The sequence below is a fragment of the Actinoplanes sp. NPDC026619 genome (assembly GCF_040638295.1).
GTDB lineage: Bacteria > Actinomycetota > Actinomycetes > Mycobacteriales > Micromonosporaceae > Actinoplanes.
This window is the reverse complement of the sequence record NZ_JBEZYA010000032.1, coordinates 1-19361: the sequence shown is the minus strand read 5'-3', so window position 1 is coordinate 19361 and position 19361 is coordinate 1. Positions and strand designations below refer to the sequence as shown.

At 70.4% G+C, this 19361-nt stretch carries 19 protein-coding genes and 1 pseudogene; 14 read left to right on the top strand and 6 right to left on the bottom strand.

Going from position 1 to position 19361, the window contains the following annotated elements:
* The first annotated feature begins 1 nt into the window (after position 1).
* The 3 genes from AB0E90_RS43165 to prcA all read left to right on the top strand — a co-directional run bounded on the left by AB0E90_RS43165 (position 2) and on the right by prcA (position 2219).
* Entirely contained in the window at positions 2-217 is a 216-nt protein-coding gene (locus AB0E90_RS43165; protein ID WP_213010935.1) for a ubiquitin-like protein Pup, read from the top strand.
* A gap of 255 nt (positions 218-472) precedes the next feature.
* Positions 473-1312 (top strand): proteasome subunit beta, encoded by an 840-nt coding sequence (gene prcB, locus AB0E90_RS43160; RefSeq protein WP_360418140.1) that lies wholly within the window; start codon positions 473-475, stop codon positions 1310-1312.
* A gap of 52 nt (positions 1313-1364) precedes the next feature.
* Complete coding sequence (gene prcA, locus AB0E90_RS43155; protein ID WP_360418139.1) at positions 1365-2219, top strand: proteasome subunit alpha; 855 nt, start codon at positions 1365-1367, stop codon at positions 2217-2219.
* A gap of 74 nt (positions 2220-2293) precedes the next feature.
* On the opposite strand, the gene AB0E90_RS43150 is transcribed toward prcA, so the two are convergent.
* Together AB0E90_RS43150 and AB0E90_RS43145 are read right to left on the bottom strand one after the other, a co-directional pair.
* The gene (locus AB0E90_RS43150) at positions 2294-3127 is read right to left on the bottom strand and encodes a patatin-like phospholipase family protein (RefSeq protein WP_360418138.1); all 834 of its coding nucleotides are present in this window, start codon (positions 3125-3127) and stop codon (positions 2294-2296) included.
* Positions 3128-3148: 21 nt separating this feature from the next.
* A complete protein-coding gene (locus tag AB0E90_RS43145; protein ID WP_360418137.1) occupies positions 3149-4240 on the bottom strand; it encodes a GDP-mannose 4,6-dehydratase in 1092 nt (363 codons plus the stop codon).
* 127 nt (positions 4241-4367) lie between these two features.
* On the opposite strand from AB0E90_RS43145, the gene pafA reads away from it, so the two are divergent.
* Together pafA and AB0E90_RS43135 are read left to right on the top strand one after the other, a co-directional pair.
* Positions 4368-5726: a Pup--protein ligase gene (pafA, locus tag AB0E90_RS43140; RefSeq protein WP_360418136.1), complete on the top strand. Its 1359-nt coding sequence runs from the start codon at positions 4368-4370 to the stop codon at positions 5724-5726.
* On the top strand, positions 5727-5915 hold the full coding sequence (locus AB0E90_RS43135; protein ID WP_360418135.1) for a hypothetical protein: 189 nt from the start codon (positions 5727-5729) through the stop codon (positions 5913-5915).
* Here AB0E90_RS43135 and AB0E90_RS43130 read toward each other — a convergent pair.
* Positions 5894-7507: a TIR-like protein FxsC gene (locus AB0E90_RS43130; RefSeq protein WP_360418134.1), complete on the bottom strand. Its 1614-nt coding sequence runs from the start codon at positions 7505-7507 to the stop codon at positions 5894-5896. The two genes, AB0E90_RS43135 and AB0E90_RS43130, sit on opposite strands and share 22 nt — an antisense overlap.
* 782 nt (positions 7508-8289) lie before the next feature.
* Between AB0E90_RS43130 and AB0E90_RS43125 the strand changes: the two are divergent.
* Positions 8290-8541, top strand: a pseudogene (locus AB0E90_RS43125) (diguanylate cyclase); the annotation flags it as partial.
* Here the strand turns inward: AB0E90_RS43125 and AB0E90_RS43120 are convergent.
* Together AB0E90_RS43120 and AB0E90_RS43115 are read right to left on the bottom strand one after the other, a co-directional pair.
* On the bottom strand, positions 8492-9580 hold the full coding sequence (locus tag AB0E90_RS43120) for a DUF3866 family protein (RefSeq protein WP_360418133.1): 1089 nt from the start codon (positions 9578-9580) through the stop codon (positions 8492-8494). The pseudogene AB0E90_RS43125 and the gene AB0E90_RS43120 sit on opposite strands and share 50 nt — an antisense overlap.
* A gap of 11 nt (positions 9581-9591) precedes the next feature.
* Entirely contained in the window at positions 9592-10617 is a 1026-nt protein-coding gene (locus AB0E90_RS43115; protein WP_360418132.1) for a cation diffusion facilitator family transporter, read from the bottom strand.
* A 60-nt stretch (positions 10618-10677) separates the two neighbouring features.
* Between AB0E90_RS43115 and AB0E90_RS43110 the strand changes: the two genes are divergently transcribed.
* From AB0E90_RS43110 to AB0E90_RS43080, 7 genes are all read left to right on the top strand, one after another.
* A complete protein-coding gene (locus AB0E90_RS43110) occupies positions 10678-11664 on the top strand; it encodes a WYL domain-containing protein (protein ID WP_360418131.1) in 987 nt (328 codons plus the stop codon).
* Between the two features lie 85 nt (positions 11665-11749).
* Positions 11750-12715: a YafY family protein gene (locus tag AB0E90_RS43105; protein ID WP_360418130.1), complete on the top strand. Its 966-nt coding sequence runs from the start codon at positions 11750-11752 to the stop codon at positions 12713-12715.
* Between the two features lie 10 nt (positions 12716-12725).
* Positions 12726-12947 carry a hypothetical protein gene (locus tag AB0E90_RS43100; protein ID WP_360418129.1) on the top strand — a complete coding sequence of 74 codons (222 nt, stop codon included), beginning with the start codon at positions 12726-12728 and terminating at the stop codon, positions 12945-12947.
* 164 nt (positions 12948-13111) lie between these two features.
* Positions 13112-13447 carry a Sec-independent protein translocase subunit TatA gene (gene tatA / locus AB0E90_RS43095; RefSeq protein ID WP_360418128.1) on the top strand — a complete coding sequence of 112 codons (336 nt, stop codon included), beginning with the start codon at positions 13112-13114 and terminating at the stop codon, positions 13445-13447.
* Positions 13448-13456: 9 nt separating this feature from the next.
* The gene (tatC, locus tag AB0E90_RS43090) at positions 13457-14422 is read left to right on the top strand and encodes a twin-arginine translocase subunit TatC (RefSeq protein ID WP_360418127.1); all 966 of its coding nucleotides are present in this window, start codon (positions 13457-13459) and stop codon (positions 14420-14422) included.
* A 14-nt stretch (positions 14423-14436) separates the two neighbouring features.
* Positions 14437-15336 (top strand): diacylglycerol kinase family protein, encoded by a 900-nt coding sequence (locus tag AB0E90_RS43085; RefSeq protein ID WP_360418126.1) that lies wholly within the window; start codon positions 14437-14439, stop codon positions 15334-15336.
* An 85-nt stretch (positions 15337-15421) separates the two neighbouring features.
* Positions 15422-15697, top strand: coding sequence for a hypothetical protein (locus AB0E90_RS43080; protein WP_360418125.1), 276 nt, complete (start codon positions 15422-15424; stop codon positions 15695-15697).
* On the opposite strand, the gene AB0E90_RS43075 is transcribed toward AB0E90_RS43080, so the two are convergent.
* Positions 15688-16437, bottom strand: coding sequence for an HAD family hydrolase (locus tag AB0E90_RS43075; protein ID WP_360418124.1), 750 nt, complete (start codon positions 16435-16437; stop codon positions 15688-15690). The genes AB0E90_RS43080 and AB0E90_RS43075 overlap by 10 nt on opposite strands.
* A 64-nt stretch (positions 16438-16501) precedes the next feature.
* Between AB0E90_RS43075 and AB0E90_RS43070 the strand changes: the two genes are divergently transcribed.
* The gene (locus tag AB0E90_RS43070) at positions 16502-19270 is read left to right on the top strand and encodes a DEAD/DEAH box helicase (RefSeq protein WP_360418123.1); all 2769 of its coding nucleotides are present in this window, start codon (positions 16502-16504) and stop codon (positions 19268-19270) included.
* Positions 19271-19361 lie beyond the last annotated feature (91 nt).

Genomic DNA, 19361 nt, shown 5'->3' with positions numbered 1-19361 from the left:
CATGGCAACCAGAGACACAGGTGGTCAGTCGCAGTCCGGCAAGAGCCGCAGCGACGAGGAGATCGAGGACGTCACCGTCGAGGCCAACCCTGAGGTAGCGGAGCGGCACGCAGAGATCACGGAAGACGTCGACGACCTTCTGGACGAGATCGACTCGGTTCTCGAGGAGAACGCGGAGGAATTCGTCCGCGGCTACGTCCAGAAGGGCGGCCAGTAGTCCCGTTTGTCCGATCCTCGGGTCGGGCAACGGTTTCGCTCTGAGCGAAGCGGCAAAGCCCGGACGGCCTGTTTCAGGTGGTCCGGGCAATGCCGGGAGAAGTGCGGCCTCCGCACGCCGGATCGGGCAGGCTGAGGCTCTGACACGTCGATCACGATCATCGCACCGGGTGGGTCCCGCGGGATATTGTGCTTCAACTGCAAAGGCGCGCGGGGGCATCGGCGCCGGAGCGATCACGTATCTGAAAGGAACCACGTGGCCAAGGACTTTGATCCATCCGGGCGGCTGCCGGATATCTTCACCAATGCGGGGACGTCCTCCTTCACGCAGTTCCTGACCCATGCGGCCCCCGAGATGTTGCCGGGCCGCCGGCCGCTGCCGCCGGGCCTGGCCGGGGACATGGCGCCGCACGGCACCACGATCGTGGCGATCGCGACCGCGGAGGGCGTGGTCATGGCGGGCGACCGCCGGGCGACCATGGGCAATCTCATCGCGAGCCGGGACATCGAAAAGGTGCACCCCGCCGACTCGTATTCGTTGATCGGCATCGCCGGCACGGCCGGCATCGGCATCGAGCTGATGCGGCTGTTCCAGGTCGAGCTGGAGCACTACGAGAAGATCGAGGGCGTCATGCTCTCGATCGACGGCAAGGCGAACCGGTTGGCCGGCATGGTTCGCGGCAACCTCGGCGCGGCCATGCAGGGCCTCGCGGTGGTGCCGCTGTTCGCCGGTTACGACCTCTCGCCGTCCGACCCGGCCAAGGCCGGGCGGATCTTCAGCTTCGACGTGGCCGGCGGCCTCTACGAGGAGACCGGGTACGACTCGATCGGTTCCGGCTCGCTGTTCGCCAAGTCCGCGCTGAAGAAGAAATACCGCAAGGGCGTCAGCACCACCGACGCGGTCCGGCTGGCCGTCGAGGCGCTCTACGACGCGGCCGACGACGACACCGCGACCGGCGGACCGGACGTGACCCGCAAGATCTACCCGGTGGTGATGTCGGCTACGGCGCAGGGCACCCACCGGCTGTCCGAGGAAGAGATCTCGGCGGTGGCCGAGCAGGTCGTCGCGGGCCGGATGGAAAACCCGGGCGGCTGAGTCCCGCTTCCACCAAGCTTGATCAATGCCGGGAGAGAGGGAGTAGCCACCCGTGGCCATGCAGTTCTACGCATCACCCGAGCAGGTCCAGCGCGACCGTTCGGAGTACGCCCGCAAGGGCATCGCCCGCGGCCGCTCCGCCTTGGTGCTGTCCTACGAGGGCGGCATCCTGATGGTCGCCGAGAACATCACCACCCTGCGCAAGATCAGTGAGATCTACGACAAGATCGGCTTCGCGGCCGTCGGGCGGTACAACGAGTTCGAAAACCTGCGCCGGGCCGGCGTGCGGATGGCCGACCTCAACGGTTACAGCTACGACCGTCGCGACGTGACCGGCCGGGGCCTGGCGAACGCGTTCACCCAGACCCTCGGTGCGATCTTCTCCGAGACCCAGAAGCCGTACGAGGTGGAGATCTGCATCGCGCAGGTCGGGGCGTCGCCGGAGACCGACGAGCTCTACCGCATCACGTACGACGGCTCGGTCATGGACGAGCCCGGCTTCATGGCGATGGGTGGCCAGGCCGAGGCGATTTCCACGGTGCTCCGCGAGGGGCACGACAACGCGGCCGACCTGCCGACCGCGCTCGCCCTCGCGGCGAAGGCGCTGGGCAGCGTCGGCGGCGAGAACGGCCAGACCCGGCAGCTCGAGGCCAAACAGCTCGAGGTGGCGGTGCTCGACCGCCGTCGCAAGGGCCGCACGTTCCGGCGGATCGCCGACGCGTCGCTGACCACCCTGCTCGGCCACGGCGCCGTGGCCGAGGACCAACTGGGCGAGACCGACGCGGCCCCGCCCGGCCCGGCCGAGGAGAAGCCGACCGTCTCGGCGGCCCCGGTGGTGGAGAAGGACGCCCAGGCGTCCGACGACCCCGCCGAGCCGGCCGACGACACCAACGGCGACGGCTCCTGACGCCAAGGCGCTGAACTGCGGGCGCGGCCTTCCGGCCGCGCCCGCGTTGCTGTGCCGCGCCCCAGTGGTGCGGGTCAGTCTTGCCAGACGGCGCTGACTTCGGGGGCGACGCGGTGGCCCTGGGCTATTGCGGCCTCGATGGCTGGTTCCCACCGGGCGGCGTCGAAGACGTTCGGGCCGAGGGACTCCAGGGCGGCCTCGTCGGGGGCGATCAGGGCGACCTTCGAGCGGCGGCGTAGGGCCTCGATCTCGGCGGTGGGGGCGCCGTGCATGCGGACCGGGGCCAGCGGTGCCAGCACCACTACGCGGGCTGCGTCGGCGGCCAGGTCGGCGTTCGTTCCGGAGCGCACGCCTCCGTCCATGTATCGGCTGCCGTTGACTGTTACCGGTGGGAAGATGCAGGGCACGGCACAGCTGGACGCGACCGCCCGGTCCAGCGGGACACCGGAGCCGCGGTCCCAGACCACCGGGTCGCCGCTGTGTGTGTCGACCGCGGTGATCAGCAGCGGGCGTGACGGCCACTCGTGCAGGGGCAGTCGGCGGGTCAGCATCGCCACGTAGGGCTCCTCCGGCACCACGTCGGCGGCCAGGGCCAGGGCGCCCACTTCCGCGCGGATCGAGGCCGGGTCGCGGCTGTCGTCGGTCAGTGCGGCGTAGGCCTGCGAGCCGCGGGACCAGTCCGGGCGAATCGGCGGGTCCGAGGCGCCCATCCGTGCCTCCAGGCGCCGGGCGTCGGCCAGATCGATGCCGCCGGTGACGATGGCGCCGGTCACCGAGCCGGCCGAGGTGCCGACCACCAGGTCGGCGCCGGTCAGGTCGACGCCGGCGTCGCGCAGGCCGATCAGCAGGCCGAGATGCCAGGCGATGCCGGTGATGCCGCCGGCGCCGAGAACCAGAGCGGTTTCCATGGATCAATCCGTAGCACGCGATCACTCCGACAGCAGGGCCCGCCACCAGCGGGGGTGCTCGCGGTACCAGGCGATGGTCGAGGCCAGGCCGGCAGTGAACTCGATGTGCGGCCGCCAGCCCAGCTCCCGGCGGATCTTGTCGTCGTCGAGGGCGCGACGCCGGTCGCCGGCCTTGCCGTCCCGACCCGGTCCGGCGACGGGCGGCTCGACCCGGCCCCAGCCCGGCATGGGGCCGACCGGTTCGGCCCGGTCCCAGCCCGGCTCGAGGCCGACCGGTTCGGCGCGGTCCCAGCGCGGCTCGAGGCCGACCGGTTCGGCGCGGTCCCAGCGCGGCTCGGCGGCGGGCGGCTCGAACCGGTTTCGGGTCAGGCCCAGTTCGGCCTGGATCAGGTCGGTCAGGTCGCGTTCGGCCAGCTCGAGGCTGCCCGCGATGTGATAGATCTCGCCGGGTCGGCCCTCCAGCAGCGCCAGGGCGAGGCCCTGGCAGTGGTCGTCGACGTGCAGCCAGTCGCGCACCCGGTCGCCGGGCGGCGGGGCCGGGCGGCCGTCCAGCAGGCTCGTGACGAGGCGGGGGACGGTCCGCCAGGGGTGTTGGTAGGGGCCGTAGTTGTCGCTGCTGCGGGTCACCACGACGGGCAGGTCATGGGCGCGGTGGTAGGCGAGGGCCATCAGGTCGCAGCCGGCCTTGGCGGCCGCGTCGGGGGTGCTCGGGGCCAGTGGCGAGCGCTCGTGCCAGGCGCCGGTCTCGATCGACCCGTACACCTGGTCGGTGGAGACGTGCAGGAAGCGGGCGACGTCGTGGCGCAGCGCGGCGGCCAGCAGGATCTCGATGCCCGCCACGTCGGCGCCGCCGTGTGAGGCCGCGAAGTGCACCACGGCGTCGTGCCCGCGCAGGGCGGCGCCGACGACCGGGGCGTCGCCCACGTCGGCCGGCACGAAATCCAGGCGCCTGCTCTCGGCGACCGGCCCGAGGTTGGCGAAGTTCCCGGCCCAGGCGATCTTGTCGAGGACCGTGATCGACGCGCCTTCCAGCCCGGGCAGCCGATCGGCCAGAACCGACCGCACGAAGTGCGATCCGATGAAGCCGGCGCCGCCGGTGACCAAGAGGTGCATCGTCCCGCGAGTTTAGTCACGCTCTGCTGATCAACACCCGTTCCGGTGAACGCGGGTCGACGCGTAGTGCCGGGGAATGCGCGAGTGGTGACTGCCAATGGATGCCGGATGAGGCTAGTGTTTCGTCATGGAACGGCGAATTTTCGGCCTCGAGACCGAGTACGGAGTCACGTGTACTTATCGGGGACAGCGGCGGCTGTCACCGGACGAGGTGGCTCGCTACCTGTTCCGCCGAGTGGTGTCCTGGGGGCGCAGCAGCAACGTCTTCCTTCGTAACGGAGCCCGGCTCTACCTGGATGTGGGTTCGCACCCGGAATATGCGACGCCCGAGTGTGACTCGGTCGTCGATCTGGTGGCGCACGACCGGGCCGGCGAGCGGATCCTGGAGGGTCTGCTGGTCGACGCGGAGAAGCGGCTGCACGATGAAGGAATCGCTGGCGAGATCTACCTGTTCAAGAACAACACCGACTCGGCCGGTAACTCGTACGGCTGCCACGAGAACTATCTCGTAAGTCGGCACGGCGAGTTCGGACGCTTGGCCGACGTCCTCATCCCGTTCCTGGTCACCCGGCAGTTGATCTGCGGCGCCGGCAAGGTGCTGCAGACTCCGCGGGGTGCCGTGTTCTGCCTGTCGCAGCGGGCCGAGCACATCTGGGAGGGCGTCTCCAGCGCCACCACCCGGTCCCGGCCGATCATCAACACCCGAGACGAGCCGCACGCGGACGCCGAGCGTTACCGCCGACTGCACGTGATCGTCGGCGACTCGAACATGAACGAGGTCACCACGCTGCTCAAGGTCGGCACGGCCGACATCGTGCTGCGGATGATCGAGGCGGGCGTGGTCATGCGTGACCTGTCGCTGGAAAACCCGATCCGGGCGATCCGCGAGGTCAGCCACGACATCACCGGCCGCCGCAAGATCCGGCTGGCCAACAACAAAGAAGTCAGCGCCCTCGAGATCCAGCAGGAATACCTGGCGAAAGCGACCGAGTTCGTCGAGCGGCGCGGCGGCGACCAGACCGCCAAGCGGGTCGTCGAGCTGTGGGGCCGGGTGCTCAACGCGGTCGAGAGCGGCAACCTCGACACGGTCTCCCGTGAGATCGACTGGGTCTCGAAATACAAGCTGATCGAGCGCTACCAGGCAAAGCACGAGATCCCGATGTCGCACCCGCGCATCGCCCAGCTCGACCTGGCCTACCACGACGTGCGCCGCGGCCGCGGGCTTTACGCCCTGATGGAGAAGCGCAAGCAGGTCGACCGGATCGCCAACGACCTGGACATCTTCGCCGCCAAGGAGACACCGCCGCAGACCACCCGGGCCCGGCTGCGCGGCGAGTTCATCAAGCACGCGCAGGAGAAGCGCCGCGACTTCACGGTCGACTGGGTGCACCTGAAGCTGAACGACCAGGCCCAGCGCACGGTGTTGTGCAAGGACCCGTTCCGGGCGTATGACGAACGGGTGGAACGGCTCATCGCGAGCATGTAAATGACCGAGGACAAACCCGAACGCACCGCGGAAGACGTGGCGTGGGGCCGCCTGAACCGGCGCCGGGAGCGCATCCGGACGGAGATCCGGCGCAACCGGGCAGGCGGCCACCGCATCCCCACGTGGGTGCTCACGACCGTGCTGGGCCTGTTCGTGCTCGGCTGGCTCTATTTGGTCGTTTCGTCCTGATCGGGAGACGAGAGGGAGCGAAGCCGGCCCGGCGCGACGTCCAGCTCCTGGAGGGTCTGGACGATGTGTTGCGCGAGCCGCCAGACAATCTCGTCGTAGGCGTTGTGCGCGCCGATGCGGCGCAGCCCGTAGAGACCTTCGCGGAGGTACATCTCGCGGGCCTCGGCCGAGAGTCTGGGCGGCACGAAGTGCGGAACGTCGGCTACCTCGGGAAGTTGCGACTCAGGCATCGGGATCCACACGATGGGGATGATGGCGGCGCTGCTGCTGACTTCCCCGCCCGCTCGCGGACGCACCTCTCGGCGTGCGAACGCATTCCACTCGGCGGAAGCCCACTCGTTGGTGAAGTACGCCGACGAGATCAGGGGCAGGAAGACCTGACAGCTGTTCACCGCCCGTAGAACCTTCCGTGTCCACCGTTCGCCGCCCAGCACGCTCTCGTCGATGAATCCCGGTTCCTTCCCCGGGCCGGTGCCGAGAAGGTCATTGACATCGGCTGAGAGATCGTCGTAGAACGCCGTGACATGCGGGTTCAGCTCCATCAGCGCCGCCGATTGCCCGCTCCGCGGAGACCGGGCGTAGCTCATGAAGAAGACCGGGTGGTCCTCCTCCGTGCGCGGTCGGGAGCCGCCGGCTCGTGGCTGGATGCGGATGGGTGGATCGAGGGCTATGTCGAGGTCGGCCGTCGTCGGGGGGTCGACCGGATGGATCGTGACGGTCACGATGTCGTCGGCGAAAGTGACGGTGGGCTCCTCCGCACCGAGTTGTCGGCATTCCTCGAGGGCCCGCGGGATTCCACTGCCCTCGCCCTCCACCACCCGGATCCACGTGAGGATGCTGGCCAGCCGGAAGTTCCGTTTCTTGGACTCGGCGGCGAGGGCGCCGAGTGGCCGCCGCCCGTGGGTCTCCAGATCGACGCCGTGCCAGCGCCCGGGGCTGACGACCTCGATGCGGTCGGCGTAGAAGCGCACGTGAACGCAACTGTCGGATTGCTCGTAGTCGCGGTGGACCAGGGCGTTGGCGATCACCTCGCGCACGGTGACCATCGGGAATGTGTAGTAGGTCTGGGCTACCGCCGAGTCGGCGGTCGGCCGATCGCCGCGCCGGGCCAGCCGGGCCACGAAGTCGCGAGCCTGCACGATCTGTTCGGCCACTGAGCCGTCCAACGGCGCCCGGTCCTCGGCCAGGTCGGACTTGTTGACTCCGTGGATCTGTCGGCACTGCACGATGGCATTGGCGAACACGGCGGTCGGCGCGGCGCCGAAAAGCAACGCCCCGGTCCGGGTCAGCTGCCCGTCCCGCAACAGGTGGGCTTGGGTGAGGAAGTCAGCCGCGGGTAGGGCCGCCGGAAGGCGCTCGACGATGCCCGGCCGGAGGTCGGCCCGGAAGCGGGCCAGGCGACTCGGGTCGATGGTGGTGAGGCCGGTGACCTCGTCGAGGAACGGGAGGCGCTCGGCCCGGGCGGGAGCACGCATCCGCGCGGCGCGGCGGGCGATGACGACCCGGCCGATGCCGTCGAACCGCTGGTAGGAGTCCATCCCGTCACCGCCACGACTTCTGAGATAGCGGTAGAGGTCGGCCAAATCCACCATGCCGTCGTTGTGGGTGCTGGCCGCGCCGTGGGTGGGCCCGTCGACCAGGGCTTTCGTGAAAGGGCTGGGCCGGCCGTCGGACGGGGCGTCCGCGGCGCGCTGGGCGGTCGTGGTGGCGCCGAGCAGGTAGCTCCCGCGTCCGAGCTGGTCTCCTCGAGGATCTCGCGCTGAGTCAGATCGAAACAGACGCTGACGTCGTCGTCGTGGAACAGCCCGGACTGGTCGTGGGTGAGCGCACCCCGAAACAGCGTGCCGTCACTGCGCGGCCCTTTGAGGGCGGGCAGGAACTCATATCGGGAGTTACAGGTCAGGAGAGCTCGATACACTCGACCGCCTCTCGGCTATGCACAGGAGGATACGATGCCGCGACTCCACGTAACAATTGCTCCCGTGGTGGCCGGCTTGCCGATCGACCACTCCGCGGTCCGCGAGGCCGCGGCGGAGTTCTGGCTGCTCGCACGCGACATTCCTGAGCTGGCCGGGCTGGTGAAGGAACGGGCCGTCGTCGAGGAGGGCGTCAAGGGGCCGTGGAGTGAGATCGCGCTGTCGCTCACCGGGCCGGCGGCCGTGGCCGGGTTCGTCCGGCTCGTTGGTCTCTGGTTGAGGCGGCCGCAGAAGCGGCAGCTGAAACTGACCGCCGAGACCGTCGTCGACGGACAGGTACGGGAGACGAGGACGGTCACGCTGGAAGGCGAGAGCATCTCCGAGGAGACCGTGCGACGGCACTCGAGCAGCTGCGGGCCGACGATCCGGAGTAGTACAACCGCGCCGCAACCGTCGGCGACCAGGAGTTCGTCGTGCTGCTGCCGGACGCGAGCGCCGGCGAGGCGTGCGAGGTGCTCGAACGGGCGCTGCGTGCGACGCCCGGTGGGCAGACGTTCTCGGCCGGGGTGGCCGTCCGGGATCACGCCGAGACCGCCGATCAGCTGATCCAGCGCGCCGGCGAGCTGCTCTACGAGGCGAAGGCGGCCGGCCGCAACCGGATCAGGTCAGCAGAAGCGTCGCCGCATGCCGTCCCGCTGCCGCCGCGGTGAGGAAGTAGGCGTGGTCGGCGTCCAGGCCGCGGCCCATGGTGGAGAGGCCGACGGGTGACTTGCGCAGCGCCTCGTCGAGGCCTTCGACCGGGACGCGGACCAGGCGGTGCCGCTCGGCGAGCGGCACGAGCGCCGCGTCGACCACCGCGGCCAGGGCGGGTTCGAGGCCGTCGTCCGGCACCGGCAGATCGGCGGGGAGAAGAGCGACTTTCCCGTACGCCGTGAGCGAGTGATGTGACACCCCGCGATGCCGGGGCCGGCCGTCGCCGTCGGACACCCGCAGACTCCCCACCGCCCGGCCGCCCAGGATGCCGATCGCGTTGATCGCCTCACCCAGCGCCACCCCGGAGAACCCCCAGGGCGTGCCGGTTCCGAGATTGCCGGGGCCCTGCGCGACGATCGTGATGTCGGCCCGCAGCACGTGCCGGGCGGCCAGCAGGCCGGTGTGCACGGTGCTCGCCTCGAGGTCGCCACCGAACGCCTGACCGGTGGTGACGGTGCCGGCGAGGTGGCCGGCCAGGCCGTCCAGGGTGCGCGAGAACCACGCGGGAAGTGCGCCGCCGTCGGTCATGACGTACGCAATCCGGGCCGTTGAATTTGTGGCCTTGATCCCCGCGAGGATGGCCGGCAGGGCCGAATGCAGATCCGCGGTGACCACCGGCATGCCGTCGAGCGACTCGGCGTGTTCCATGACGGAACGGTGCGGGGAGGCCTCCTCGTCGACGCCGAGCGAGATCGCCTGCAGCGGGGTGTAGCGGGCCTTCACCAGATGACCGGTGTCGCGCGTGGTCCCGTCGTCGGCCGGATCGGGTGGCAGCCGGTCGGGCAGGGCCACGACCAGGGCATATCCGCCGGTGCCCAGGCCCATTACCAGCGCGCCCACGTTGAGCAGCACCCGGTCGCCCGGCTCCGGCTCGCCGACCAGCTCCGGATAGGCGAGGGCGCGCAGCTGATCGTCGCCGACCTGCACGTCCAACTCGACCGCGCCCCGCCAACGACGCCGAATTGCCCGGACTGTCCCGGACCGCCACCGCACCATGACCGGCGAGATTACTCGACCCCGCCGTCGACGTGGTTCTGACCGGCCGTGCCGCGGGTCGGGTCGAGGAACACATAGTGAATCGCCGGGTAGCGGGCGCGCAGGCGCCGCTCGGCCTCGTCGGACGCCTCTTCGATCTCGCCGCCGCTCACGTCGTCGTCGAAGTCGACCTTGGCGGCGACCAGGATCTCGCCCGGACCCAGCTGCATGGTCAGCAGCGTCGGGACCGAGACGACGATCGGGATGCTGTTGATGTCGGCCGCGATCTGGTTGTGCAGGCGGCGCGGCACCGAGCGCCCGACCAGCAGTGACGCGTTGCTGCGGGCCAGGATCGCGGCCACCATGAACAGCAGGATGCCGATCGCGACCGAGCCGAGGCCGTCCCACAGCTCGTTGCCGGTCAGCTCGGTGAGCAGCAGGCCCAGCGCGGCGATGACCAGGCCGATCAGGGCGGCGGAGTCCTCGAAGTAGACCGCCTTGACGGTGGTGTCCGGGGTCAGGCGCAGGAACCGGGAGCGGGTCACGCCCCAGCGGCGCGACTCGCCGGCCACCTGGCGCTGCGCGCGCAGGAACGACGTGCCCTCGGCGACGAACGAGATCGCGAGCACGACGTACGACCAGAGGAACTCGGTGCTCTTCTCGTCGGCGACGATGGCCGTGATGCCGTGGTAGATCGAGAAGCCGGCGCCGCCGACGAACGTGAACAGGGCGGCGATGAACGCCCAGACGAAGCTCTCCTTGCCGTACCCGAACGGGTGTTCCTCGTCGGCCGGCTGCCGGCCGCGCACCAGCGCCACGTAGAGGAAGACCTCGGTGATCGTGTCGGCGATCGAGTGGGCCGCCTCGGAGAGCATCGCTGCCGAGCCGGAGAACAGGCCCGCCGCCAGCTTCGCCACGGCGATCGCGAGGTTGGCCGCGCCCGCCAGGATGACGGTGCCGACGCTCTCGTTGCCCTCGTTGTTTTCCGGGCCGGCATCGAGTGGCTCCGCCGCTGCGAGACCGACCGGGGTCTCGTCCTGTGTTGTCACAACGACCATCCTTCCCCCGGCAGGTTACGAATAACCGCCGGGGCGGCCAGGCTGCTAGCGTTGCCTCTCGTGTCGCGCACCCGCACCGAGCGCCTGGTCAATCTGGTGATCTGCCTGCTGTCCACACGGCGGTTCCTGACCGCCGCGCAGATCGCCGCGACCGTGCCCGGCTACGAGCACGACCCGTCGGATCCGCGCGACCACGAAGCGTTCCAGCGGAAGTTCGAGCGGGACAAGGCGGAGCTGCGCGAGCTCGGCGTCCCCCTGGAAACGGGCACGGCGAGCATCTTCGACCAGGAGCCCGGCTACCGCATCGCCCACCGCGAGTACGCGTTGCCCGACATCATCCTCGAACCGGACGAGGCCGCGGCGGTCGGCATCGCGGCCCGCCTCTGGCAGCACGCGGGGCTGGCCGCCGCCGCGTCGTCCGGGCTGGCCAAGCTGCGGGCGGCCGGGGTCGAGGTCGACCCGCAGGCGACCCTGGGCGTCGAGCCGGTGGTCACCGTCGACCCGGCGTTCGGGCCGCTGACCACGGCGGCGCGCGATCGGCGGGCGGTCACGTTCAGTTACCGAGTGCCCGAGGTCGACGACGCGGTCACCCGCCGCCTGGAGCCGTGGGGCGTGGTCTGCTGGCGGGGCCGCTGGTATGTGGTGGGTCATGATCGGGACCGAAGTGCCACTCGTTGCTTCCGGCTGTCGCGCATCGTGGGAAATGTCCGGACAGCGGGGCGGCCCGGCGCTTTCTCGCCTCCGGCGAATGTCGACCTGCTCAGTCATGTGGCCGGCTGGGACGGACAAACTCCGCGTAACGGACGCGCCACCGTCGTCGCTCGCCCCGGGAAGGCCGCCGGCCTGCGCCGCTGGGCGGTCGAGACGCTGCCCTCGCCGGACGGCGATCGACTTACGCTTCCCTACGCGGACGCGGAACGGTTGGCCGCCACGATCGTCGGCTACGGCCCAGATGTCCGGGTCGACGGTCCGCCCGAGGTTCGCGACGCCGTGATTCAGCGCTTGAAAGAGGTCATGACCCGGCACGACGGCGTGGTGGCGGCATGACCGCCTGCACCGAGCGGCACTTCCGTGAGCTGCACGCCCAGGCCGCAGGCGAGCGCCAGAAGGGCATGCCGGAGGAGGGCACGGCATGACGGGACCGAAAACCTCCGTCGACCGTCTCGGGCGGCTGCTCAACCTGGTGCCCTACCTGCTCGCCCGGCCGGGCATCCTCGTCGCCGAGGCCGCCGCCGACCAGGGGGTGAGCGAGAAGCAGCTGCGGGAGGACCTCGAGCTGCTCTGGGTCTGCGGCCTCCCCGGTTACGGTCCGGGCGACCTCATCGACATGGCGCTCGACGGCGACCGGGTCACGATCAGCCACGACGCCGGCATCGACCGGCCGCTGCGCCTCAACCCGGACGAGGCGCTCGCCCTGGTCGTGGCGTTGCGGATGCTCGCCGAGACGCCCGGCACCGGCACCCGCGACGTGATCGAACGCGCCCTCGCCAAGATCGAGAACGCGGCCGGTGACCTCGCCGACGCGCCGGTCGCGGTCAAGCTGCCGGCCAACGCCGAGAAGCTCGACCGGGTCCGCGCCGCGGTCGAGGGCGGGCACGCGCTGCACATCACCTATTACACGGCCGCGCGGGACGAGACCACCGACCGGGTCATCGACCCGATGCGGGTGGTGATGGTGGACGGGCGCGCCTACCTGGAGGCCTGGTGCCGGCGGGCCGAGGGCACCCGGATGTTCCGGGTCGACCGGATAGACGCGTTCACGCCGCTCGACGAGCTCTCCGCCCCGCCCTCGGAGGCGGTGCCGCAGGACGTCACCGACGGCGTTTTCCGCCCCACGCCCGACCTGCCGCTGGTCACGCTGCGGATCGGCCGGCACAGCCGGTGGGTCACCGAGTACTACCCGGTCGAAGAGGTGCGCCGGGACGGCCCGGGTGAGGAGTGGGTGGTGACCATGCGGGTCACCGACCTGGGCTGGGCGCAGCGGCTGCTGCTCGGCCTCGGCCCGGACGTCACGGTGATCGGCCCGCCGGAGCTTCTCGACCGGATCCGCGCGCAGGCCGCCGCGGCGCTCGATCAGTACGCCAGCCCCGCCGGGTAGGGTGGCGATCGTGCTGCTCTGGGTGTGGATCGCCGTTGTCGTCGTCGCTCTGATCATTCTTCTGTCGGCGGCGGTGCCGTTGCTGGGCCGGCTCGGCAAGCTGCGACGAGCCGTGCGTGGCCTGCAGATCCGGCAGGAGTCCGCGATGAAACTGCAGGGCAAGGCGGCGGAGCTGCAGCGGACCGTTCTGGCGGTGCAGGAGCGGGCGGCGAAACTTTCGGCTCGCCAATGATCTTTACAGCGGTTGGCTTGCGCCGGTAACCTGCGGCGTTCCTTCCCTGTTGTCCAAGACTTCGCGAAAGTCAGGAAATCCTGGGGCTACCGACACGCTGGTTTCCCGGAATAGACACGTACGATGGACCCCGCACAACTGATCCGACCGACTGGAGTTCTCCCATGGGTGCCCTCAAGCCATGGCACATCGCCATCTTCGTGGTCGTCCTCGTGCTGCTGTTCGGCGCGAAGCGGCTGCCCGACGCGGCCCGGTCGCTCGGCCGATCGCTGCGCATCATCAAGGCGGAGACCAAGGGCCTCATCGACGAGAACAACGATGTCGCCGAGAAGGCCGAGCCGCAGTACAACCGGACGCCCCTGCAGGGCGACGTGCAGCAGCCGAACGGTTACCAGCAGGCGCCGCCGTCCGCGCAGTACCAGCAGCCGGCTCAGCCGCAGTTCCAGCAGCCGCCGGCTCAGCCCTATGTCGACCCGGTGCAGCGCACCAACGACCGCTGACCGTCGATCATGGCGCTGACCCTTCGCCGCCAGGGCCGGCCCAGCAAGTTCGAGCAGGCCGCCGATGGCTCGATGACACTGATCGACCACATCAGGGAACTGCGTAACCGGCTTTTCCTGGCGTCCCTGGGCCTCATCGTCGGCCTGGTCGTCGGCTTCATTCTCTCGAACTGGGTCTTTGACCGGCTCAAGCAGCCGTATTGCGCGCTGCCCTCCTCATGGGCGTTGCACGCTGACGGCACGCAGTACTGCGACTTCGTCGTCCTCGGGGTCGGCGACGGTCTGATGCTGCGCCTCAAGATCGCGCTGTGGGTCGGCATCATCGTCGGTGCCCCGGTCTGGCTCTACCAGCTGTGGGCGTTCATCGCGCCCGGGCTGCACCGGCACGAGCGCAAGTGGGCCTACCTCTTCGTCGCCATCGCCGCGCCGCTGTTCGTGGTCGGCGCCGTCCTGGCCTACCTGGTGGTCGGCCACAGCCTCGCCTTCATCATGGAGGCCGGCGTCCTCGGCGAGTCGACAAAACTCGAGGTGTCGAGCTATATCGGCTTCGTCACCAGCATGCTGTTGTTGTTCGGGGCGGCGTTCGAGTTCCCGTTGATCTTGCTGATGCTCAACTTCACCGGGGTGGTCACCGCCCGGCGGCTGCTGAGCTGGTGGCGGGTCGTGATCTTCCTGTCGTTCGCGTTCGCCGCGATCGCCACGCCCGACCCGGGCCCGTTCGGCATGACGCTGCTGGCCGCCTGCATGTGCCTGCTCTACTTCATCGCGGTCGGCGTGGCGTTCATCAACGACCGGCGCAAGGGTCGCGGCAAGGAGATCTACGCCGAGCTCGACGACGACACGATTTCGCCGCTCGAGGATGATCGCGTCCCGGTCGGCGCGTCCGATCCGGTCGAGATGGCCAGCCCGATCGACGCGCCCGAGCCGGTCAGCAAGCCGCGGCCGATCGAGGGCCGCTACGACGACATGACGTAGTAACGTCACCCGCCATGACGAGCGGTGACATCGCGGTGCTGGCCAACCCCCGTGCGGGGCGTGGCCGGCACCGCGGTCTGCTTCCGGGGGTGGTCGAGCGCCTGGGGGCGGCCGGTCACCCGGTGCGGCTGCTGGAGGCGCACACCTCGGAGGAAGCGGAGAAGGTCTGCCATCGGGCGGTCACCGACGGGGCGGTCGCGCTGGTCGCGGTGGGTGGGGACGGGACCGTTCACCAGGCGTTGCAGGCGGCCGCGTCGCAGCCGGTCGGATTCGGGGTCGTGCCGGCCGGGACGGGCAACGACTTCGCGGCGGGCACCGGCGTACCGGCTGATCCGCTGCGGGCCGCGTCGGCGATTGCCGACGCCCTTCGTGCCGGGCGGCACCGGCCGATTGATCTGGCGCTGACCAGCGGGACCGACGGGGAGACGCGGTGGTTCGGGGCGGTGCTCGCGGCCGGCTTCGACGCGATCGTCAACGAGCGGGCCAACCGGATGCGCTGGCCGCGTGGTCCGCGGCGCTATGACCTGGCGATCGTGCTGGAGATGGTGCGGGTGCGGCCGCGGGTCTACGCCCTGGAGATCGACGGTGTGGACCGCGGTTTCGAGGGCACGCTGGTCGCGGTCGGCATCTGCCCGAGTTACGGCGGCGGCCTGCGCATCCTGCCGGACGCGGATCCGGCCGACGGGCTGCTCGACGTGGTGATCGCGGCGCCGCTGAGCCGGATCGCGATGACCCGGCTGAAGCCGCGCCTGCGGCGCGGAACGCACATCACTGACCCCCGGGTCCGGACATTCCGGGCACGGCAGGTGCGGCTCCACGCCGACGACATCATCGCGTACGCCGATGGCGAGCGCATCGGCCCGCTCCCGATGGAGATCACCTGCGTGCCGGGGGCGCTGCGGCTGCTCGTCTGACCGGTTTCGCCGTATTTTCGGGTGCGGTCGGGTTGCGTGGGCGGCCTCGCGGTCAGTTCCGCCGAGGGCGGCCGAACGTGTTGGCATGTCGCTGAACTCGCTCCGCTCGCTGACCAACGCCGCCGCGCTTGCCACGTCGGCGTTCGACGCGGCTCGCTCCTCGCTGAAGGCGATGGCCGACGCCGCGGCAGCCACCGCGACCACCGACGAGACCACCGGCAAGGCCGCCAAGCCGGCCAAGCCGGCCAAGCCGGCCGCCGCCGAGGCCGCCCCGGTTGTGACCGAGCCGGTCAAGGCCGAGGCCGAGGCGAAGAAGCCGCGGGGCGCCCGCAAGGGCGTAGCCCTCGACTCCTACGCTTGACCCTGGCAGCCGGTCAGGGCCAGCGTTGCCGACAGGCCGTTCGGGCGGCCGGGCTCGGCCGCAGGCAGCACCAGGGCCGCGCAACCCGCCTGGACCGCGCCGGCGTCGGCGGGGGTGTCGCCGACCATCAGCGTGCGCTCCGGGTCCACGCCGAGCATGCCGCACGCCCGCAGGAAGATGGCCGCGTCGGGCTTCAGGCGGCCCACCTCGTAGCTCAGGGTGAATGCATCCACCAGCGATTCCATGCCCCACGACGCGAAGTGCGGGCGGATGTCGAAGCCGACGTTGCTGACCACCCCGACCCGGATGCCGGCGTCGTGCAGGGTGCGCAGCGTCGCCTTGCTGTCGGCGTAGGGGAGCCAGCCGTCGGCGTCCAGCAGTCGCTCATACAGCGCGTCCGGCAGGCCGTCCACGTCGGTGGTCACGGTCGCGGCCAGGCCCGTGTAGGCGGCGCGGTGGCTGTGCTCGTACAGATCGCGGTCGGCCCAATGCTCCGCGAGATGGGGTGGGACGCGGTGTGGAACCGGCCCGCCGGCCCGCCCCGCCATGACCAGCCGGTCGGCGAGAACCGTGGCCTTGCCCCGGTCGAGTTCGCGGCCGCAGGCCGCGGCCGCCTGCAGAACCCACCGGACCGGTTCTTCCACCTGGGCCAGTGTGCCGTGGAAGTCGAACAGCACCGCGTCCACCTGACGGGACGGCCGATGGGGAGGGTGATCGGTCGATTCCACAGCTTCCGGCACGGGTGCACCATACCGAGCCCGCCGGTGCTCCCAGTTGTCACACCCACGAACTAGCCTTGTGGTCATGACTAGTCCCGCCGAGCGGTATGCGGATTCCAAGAGGCGGGCGGCCCGGCAGGCCGAGTTTCCGGCGCTGGAAGACTTCATGCTGGATGTCGGCTTCGACCTGGACGATTTTCAGCGCTCGGCGTGCGAGTCGCTCGAGCGGGGCAGCGGCGTGCTGGTGTGCGCGCCGACCGGCGCCGGCAAAACGGTGGTGGGGGAGTTCGCGGTGCATCTCGCGCTGCGGGCAGGGGAGCGCAAGTGCTTCTACACGACCCCGATCAAGGCGCTCTCCAACCAGAAATATCACGATCTCGTCGAGCGCTACGGGCCGGACAAGGTCGGGCTGCTGACCGGCGACAACGTGATCAACGGCGACGCGCCGGTGGTGGTGATGACCACCGAGGTGCTACGCAACATGCTCTATTCCGGGTCGGCCGCGCTCAAGGGCCTGGCCTATGTGGTGATGGACGAGGTGCACTACCTCGCCGACCGGTTCCGTGGCGCGGTCTGGGAAGAGGTGATCATCCACCTCCCGTCCTCGGTGCACCTGGTCTCGCTGTCCGCGACAGTCAGCAACTACGAGGAGTTCGCCGACTGGCTGGTCACCGTGCGCGGCGAGACCGAGGTGGTGGTCAGCGAGCACCGGCCGGTCCCGTTGTGGCAGCACATGCTGGTCGGGCGGCGCATGTTCGACCTGTTCCACGACGCCGACGCGGCCAGGAAGCACGACGTGCACCCGGAGCTGCTGCGCTACGCGCGCGAGATGGAGCGGCGGATCGAGATGACCGGCCGTTCCTACGGTCCGGGGCACAAGGGCGGCCGGTCGCGGCGCTGGCAGCCGCCGCCGCGCGCCGAGGTGGTCGACCGGCTCGAGCGCTCCGGCCTGCTGCCGGCGATCCTGTTCATCTTCAGCCGGGCCGGCTGCGACGCGGCCGTGCAGCAGTGCCTGGCGGCCGGCATGCGGCTGACCGACGCCGACGAGCGGGCCGAGATCCGGCGGATCGCCGAGGCCAAGGTCGCGTCGATCCCGCGTGAGGATCTGTCGGTGCTGGGCTATTGGGAGTGGCTCGACGGCCTGGAGCGGGGCGTCGCCGCGCACCACGCCGGCATGCTGCCCGCCTTCAAGGAGGCGGTGGAGGAGTGCTTCGTCAACGGCCTGGTCAAGGCGGTCTTCGCCACCGAGACGCTGGCCCTGGGCATCAACATGCCGGCCCGCTGCGTGGTCCTCGAACGACTCGTGAAATACAACGGCGAGGCGCACGTCGACCTGACTCCGGGGGAGTACACGCAGCTCACCGGCCGGGCCGGGCGTCGTGGCATCGACGTCGAGGGGCACGCGGTCGTGCTCTGGAGCCCCGAGGTCGACCCGCGGCACGTGGCCGGGCTCGCCTCCACGCGCACCTATCCGCTGCGGTCGTCGTTCCGCCCGTCCTACAACATGGCCGTCAACCTGGTCGGCACGGTCGGCGCCGACCAGGCCCGTGACCTGCTCGAGTCGTCGTTCGCGCAGTTCCAGGCCGACCGCTCGGTGGTCGGGCTGGCCCGGCAGGTGCAGCGCAACGTCGAAACCATGGAGACGTACGGCGAGGACGGCGCCTGCCACCACGGCGACTTCGACGAGTACTTCGGGATCCGGGTCGCCATCGCCGACCGGGAGCGGTCCCTCGCCCGCCAGGGCGCCAACCAGCGCCGGGCCGAGGCGGTGTCCTCACTCGAACGGCTCAAGGCCGGTGAAGTGATCCGGGTGCCGCAGGGCCGGCGCGCGGGGCTCGCCGTCGTCCTCGAGCCGGCGGACGGCGGATTCGGCGAGCCGCGGCCGCTCGTGCTCACCCAGGACCGGTGGGCCGGCCGGATCAGCCCGGCCGACTTCCCGGGCCAGGTCGAGGTGCTGGAGCGCATCCGGGTGCCCAAGCACTTCAACCACCGTTCGCCGGCCGCCCGGCGTGACCTTGCCGCGCAGATTTCCGCCACCGGTCTCGACCGGCACGGCGGCGGCCGCCGGGGCCGGCGCGGTGCCGGCGGGGGCGGCCACTCCGGGGAGGACGCCGAGATCGCGCTGCTCAAGGTGCGGATGCGACAGCATCCCTGCCACGCCTGCCCGGAGCGGGAGGAGCACGCCCGCTGGGCCGAGCGGCGGCACCGCCTGCAGCGCGACACCGAGGCGCTGCGCGACAAGGTCGCCGGCCGCACCGGGTCGCTCGCTCGCACGTTCGACCAGGTCTGCGCGGTGCTGACCGAGCGCGGGTACCTGGCCGGCGACAGCGGGGTGACCGAGGCCGGGCGCATGCTCGGCCGCATCTGGTCGGAAGCCGATCTGCTCGTCGCCGAGTGCCTGCAGCAGGGCGTGTGGGACGGCCTCGATCCCGAGGAACTGGCCGCGGCCGTGTCCATGGTGCTCTACGAGTCGCGGCGGGAGGGCGACGACCGGGCCTCGGTGCCCAAGGGGCCGATCACCGAGGCGGTCGACGCCTGCACCAAGCTGTGGGGCGAGATCGCGGCCGACGAGTCCGCGCACGGGCTCACCCTGACCCGCGAGCCCGACCCCGGGTTCGTCTGGCCGATGTTCCGGTGGGCCCGGGGCGAGCCGCTCGCCAAGGTGCTGGCCAGCGGCCACAACTACGACGCCGACATGCCGGCCGGTGACTTCGTGCGGTGGGCCCGGCAGGTGCTCGACCTGCTCGGGCAGATCCGGGAGGCGTCGGCGGCGTCGGCCGAGGTCCGCGACACCGCCCGCAAGGCGATCAAAGCGGTCAACCGGGGGGTGCTGGCTTACCAGGGAGAGCTCTAGAGCGCATCTGACGGATCATGGTCGGCTCCGGTCGGGTTTCGCGCGTAGCCAGATCATGATTGAGGCGATGGTTACCGTTGCTTCGTAACGG

Coding starts and splice junctions, on each gene's coding strand:
- AB0E90_RS43165 (WP_213010935.1), top strand. CDS start 2: ATGGCAACCAGAGACACAGGTGGTCAGTCGCAGTCCGGCAAGAGCCGC.
- AB0E90_RS43150 (WP_360418138.1), bottom strand. CDS start 3,127: ATGGAAACCGCTCTGGTTCTCGGCGCCGGCGGCATCACCGGCATCGCC.
- AB0E90_RS43145 (WP_360418137.1), bottom strand. CDS start 4,240: ATGCACCTCTTGGTCACCGGCGGCGCCGGCTTCATCGGATCGCACTTC.
- pafA (WP_360418136.1), top strand. CDS start 4,368: ATGGAACGGCGAATTTTCGGCCTCGAGACCGAGTACGGAGTCACGTGT.
- AB0E90_RS43135 (WP_360418135.1), top strand. CDS start 5,727: ATGACCGAGGACAAACCCGAACGCACCGCGGAAGACGTGGCGTGGGGC.
- AB0E90_RS43130 (WP_360418134.1), bottom strand. CDS start 7,507: ATGGTGGATTTGGCCGACCTCTACCGCTATCTCAGAAGTCGTGGCGGT.
- AB0E90_RS43120 (WP_360418133.1), bottom strand. CDS start 9,580: ATGGTGCGGTGGCGGTCCGGGACAGTCCGGGCAATTCGGCGTCGTTGG.
- AB0E90_RS43115 (WP_360418132.1), bottom strand. CDS start 10,617: ATGGTCGTTGTGACAACACAGGACGAGACCCCGGTCGGTCTCGCAGCG.
- AB0E90_RS43105 (WP_360418130.1), top strand. CDS start 11,750: ATGACGGGACCGAAAACCTCCGTCGACCGTCTCGGGCGGCTGCTCAAC.
- tatA (WP_360418128.1), top strand. CDS start 13,112: ATGGGTGCCCTCAAGCCATGGCACATCGCCATCTTCGTGGTCGTCCTC.
- tatC (WP_360418127.1), top strand. CDS start 13,457: ATGGCGCTGACCCTTCGCCGCCAGGGCCGGCCCAGCAAGTTCGAGCAG.
- AB0E90_RS43085 (WP_360418126.1), top strand. CDS start 14,437: ATGACGAGCGGTGACATCGCGGTGCTGGCCAACCCCCGTGCGGGGCGT.
- AB0E90_RS43080 (WP_360418125.1), top strand. CDS start 15,422: ATGTCGCTGAACTCGCTCCGCTCGCTGACCAACGCCGCCGCGCTTGCC.
- AB0E90_RS43070 (WP_360418123.1), top strand. CDS start 16,502: ATGACTAGTCCCGCCGAGCGGTATGCGGATTCCAAGAGGCGGGCGGCC.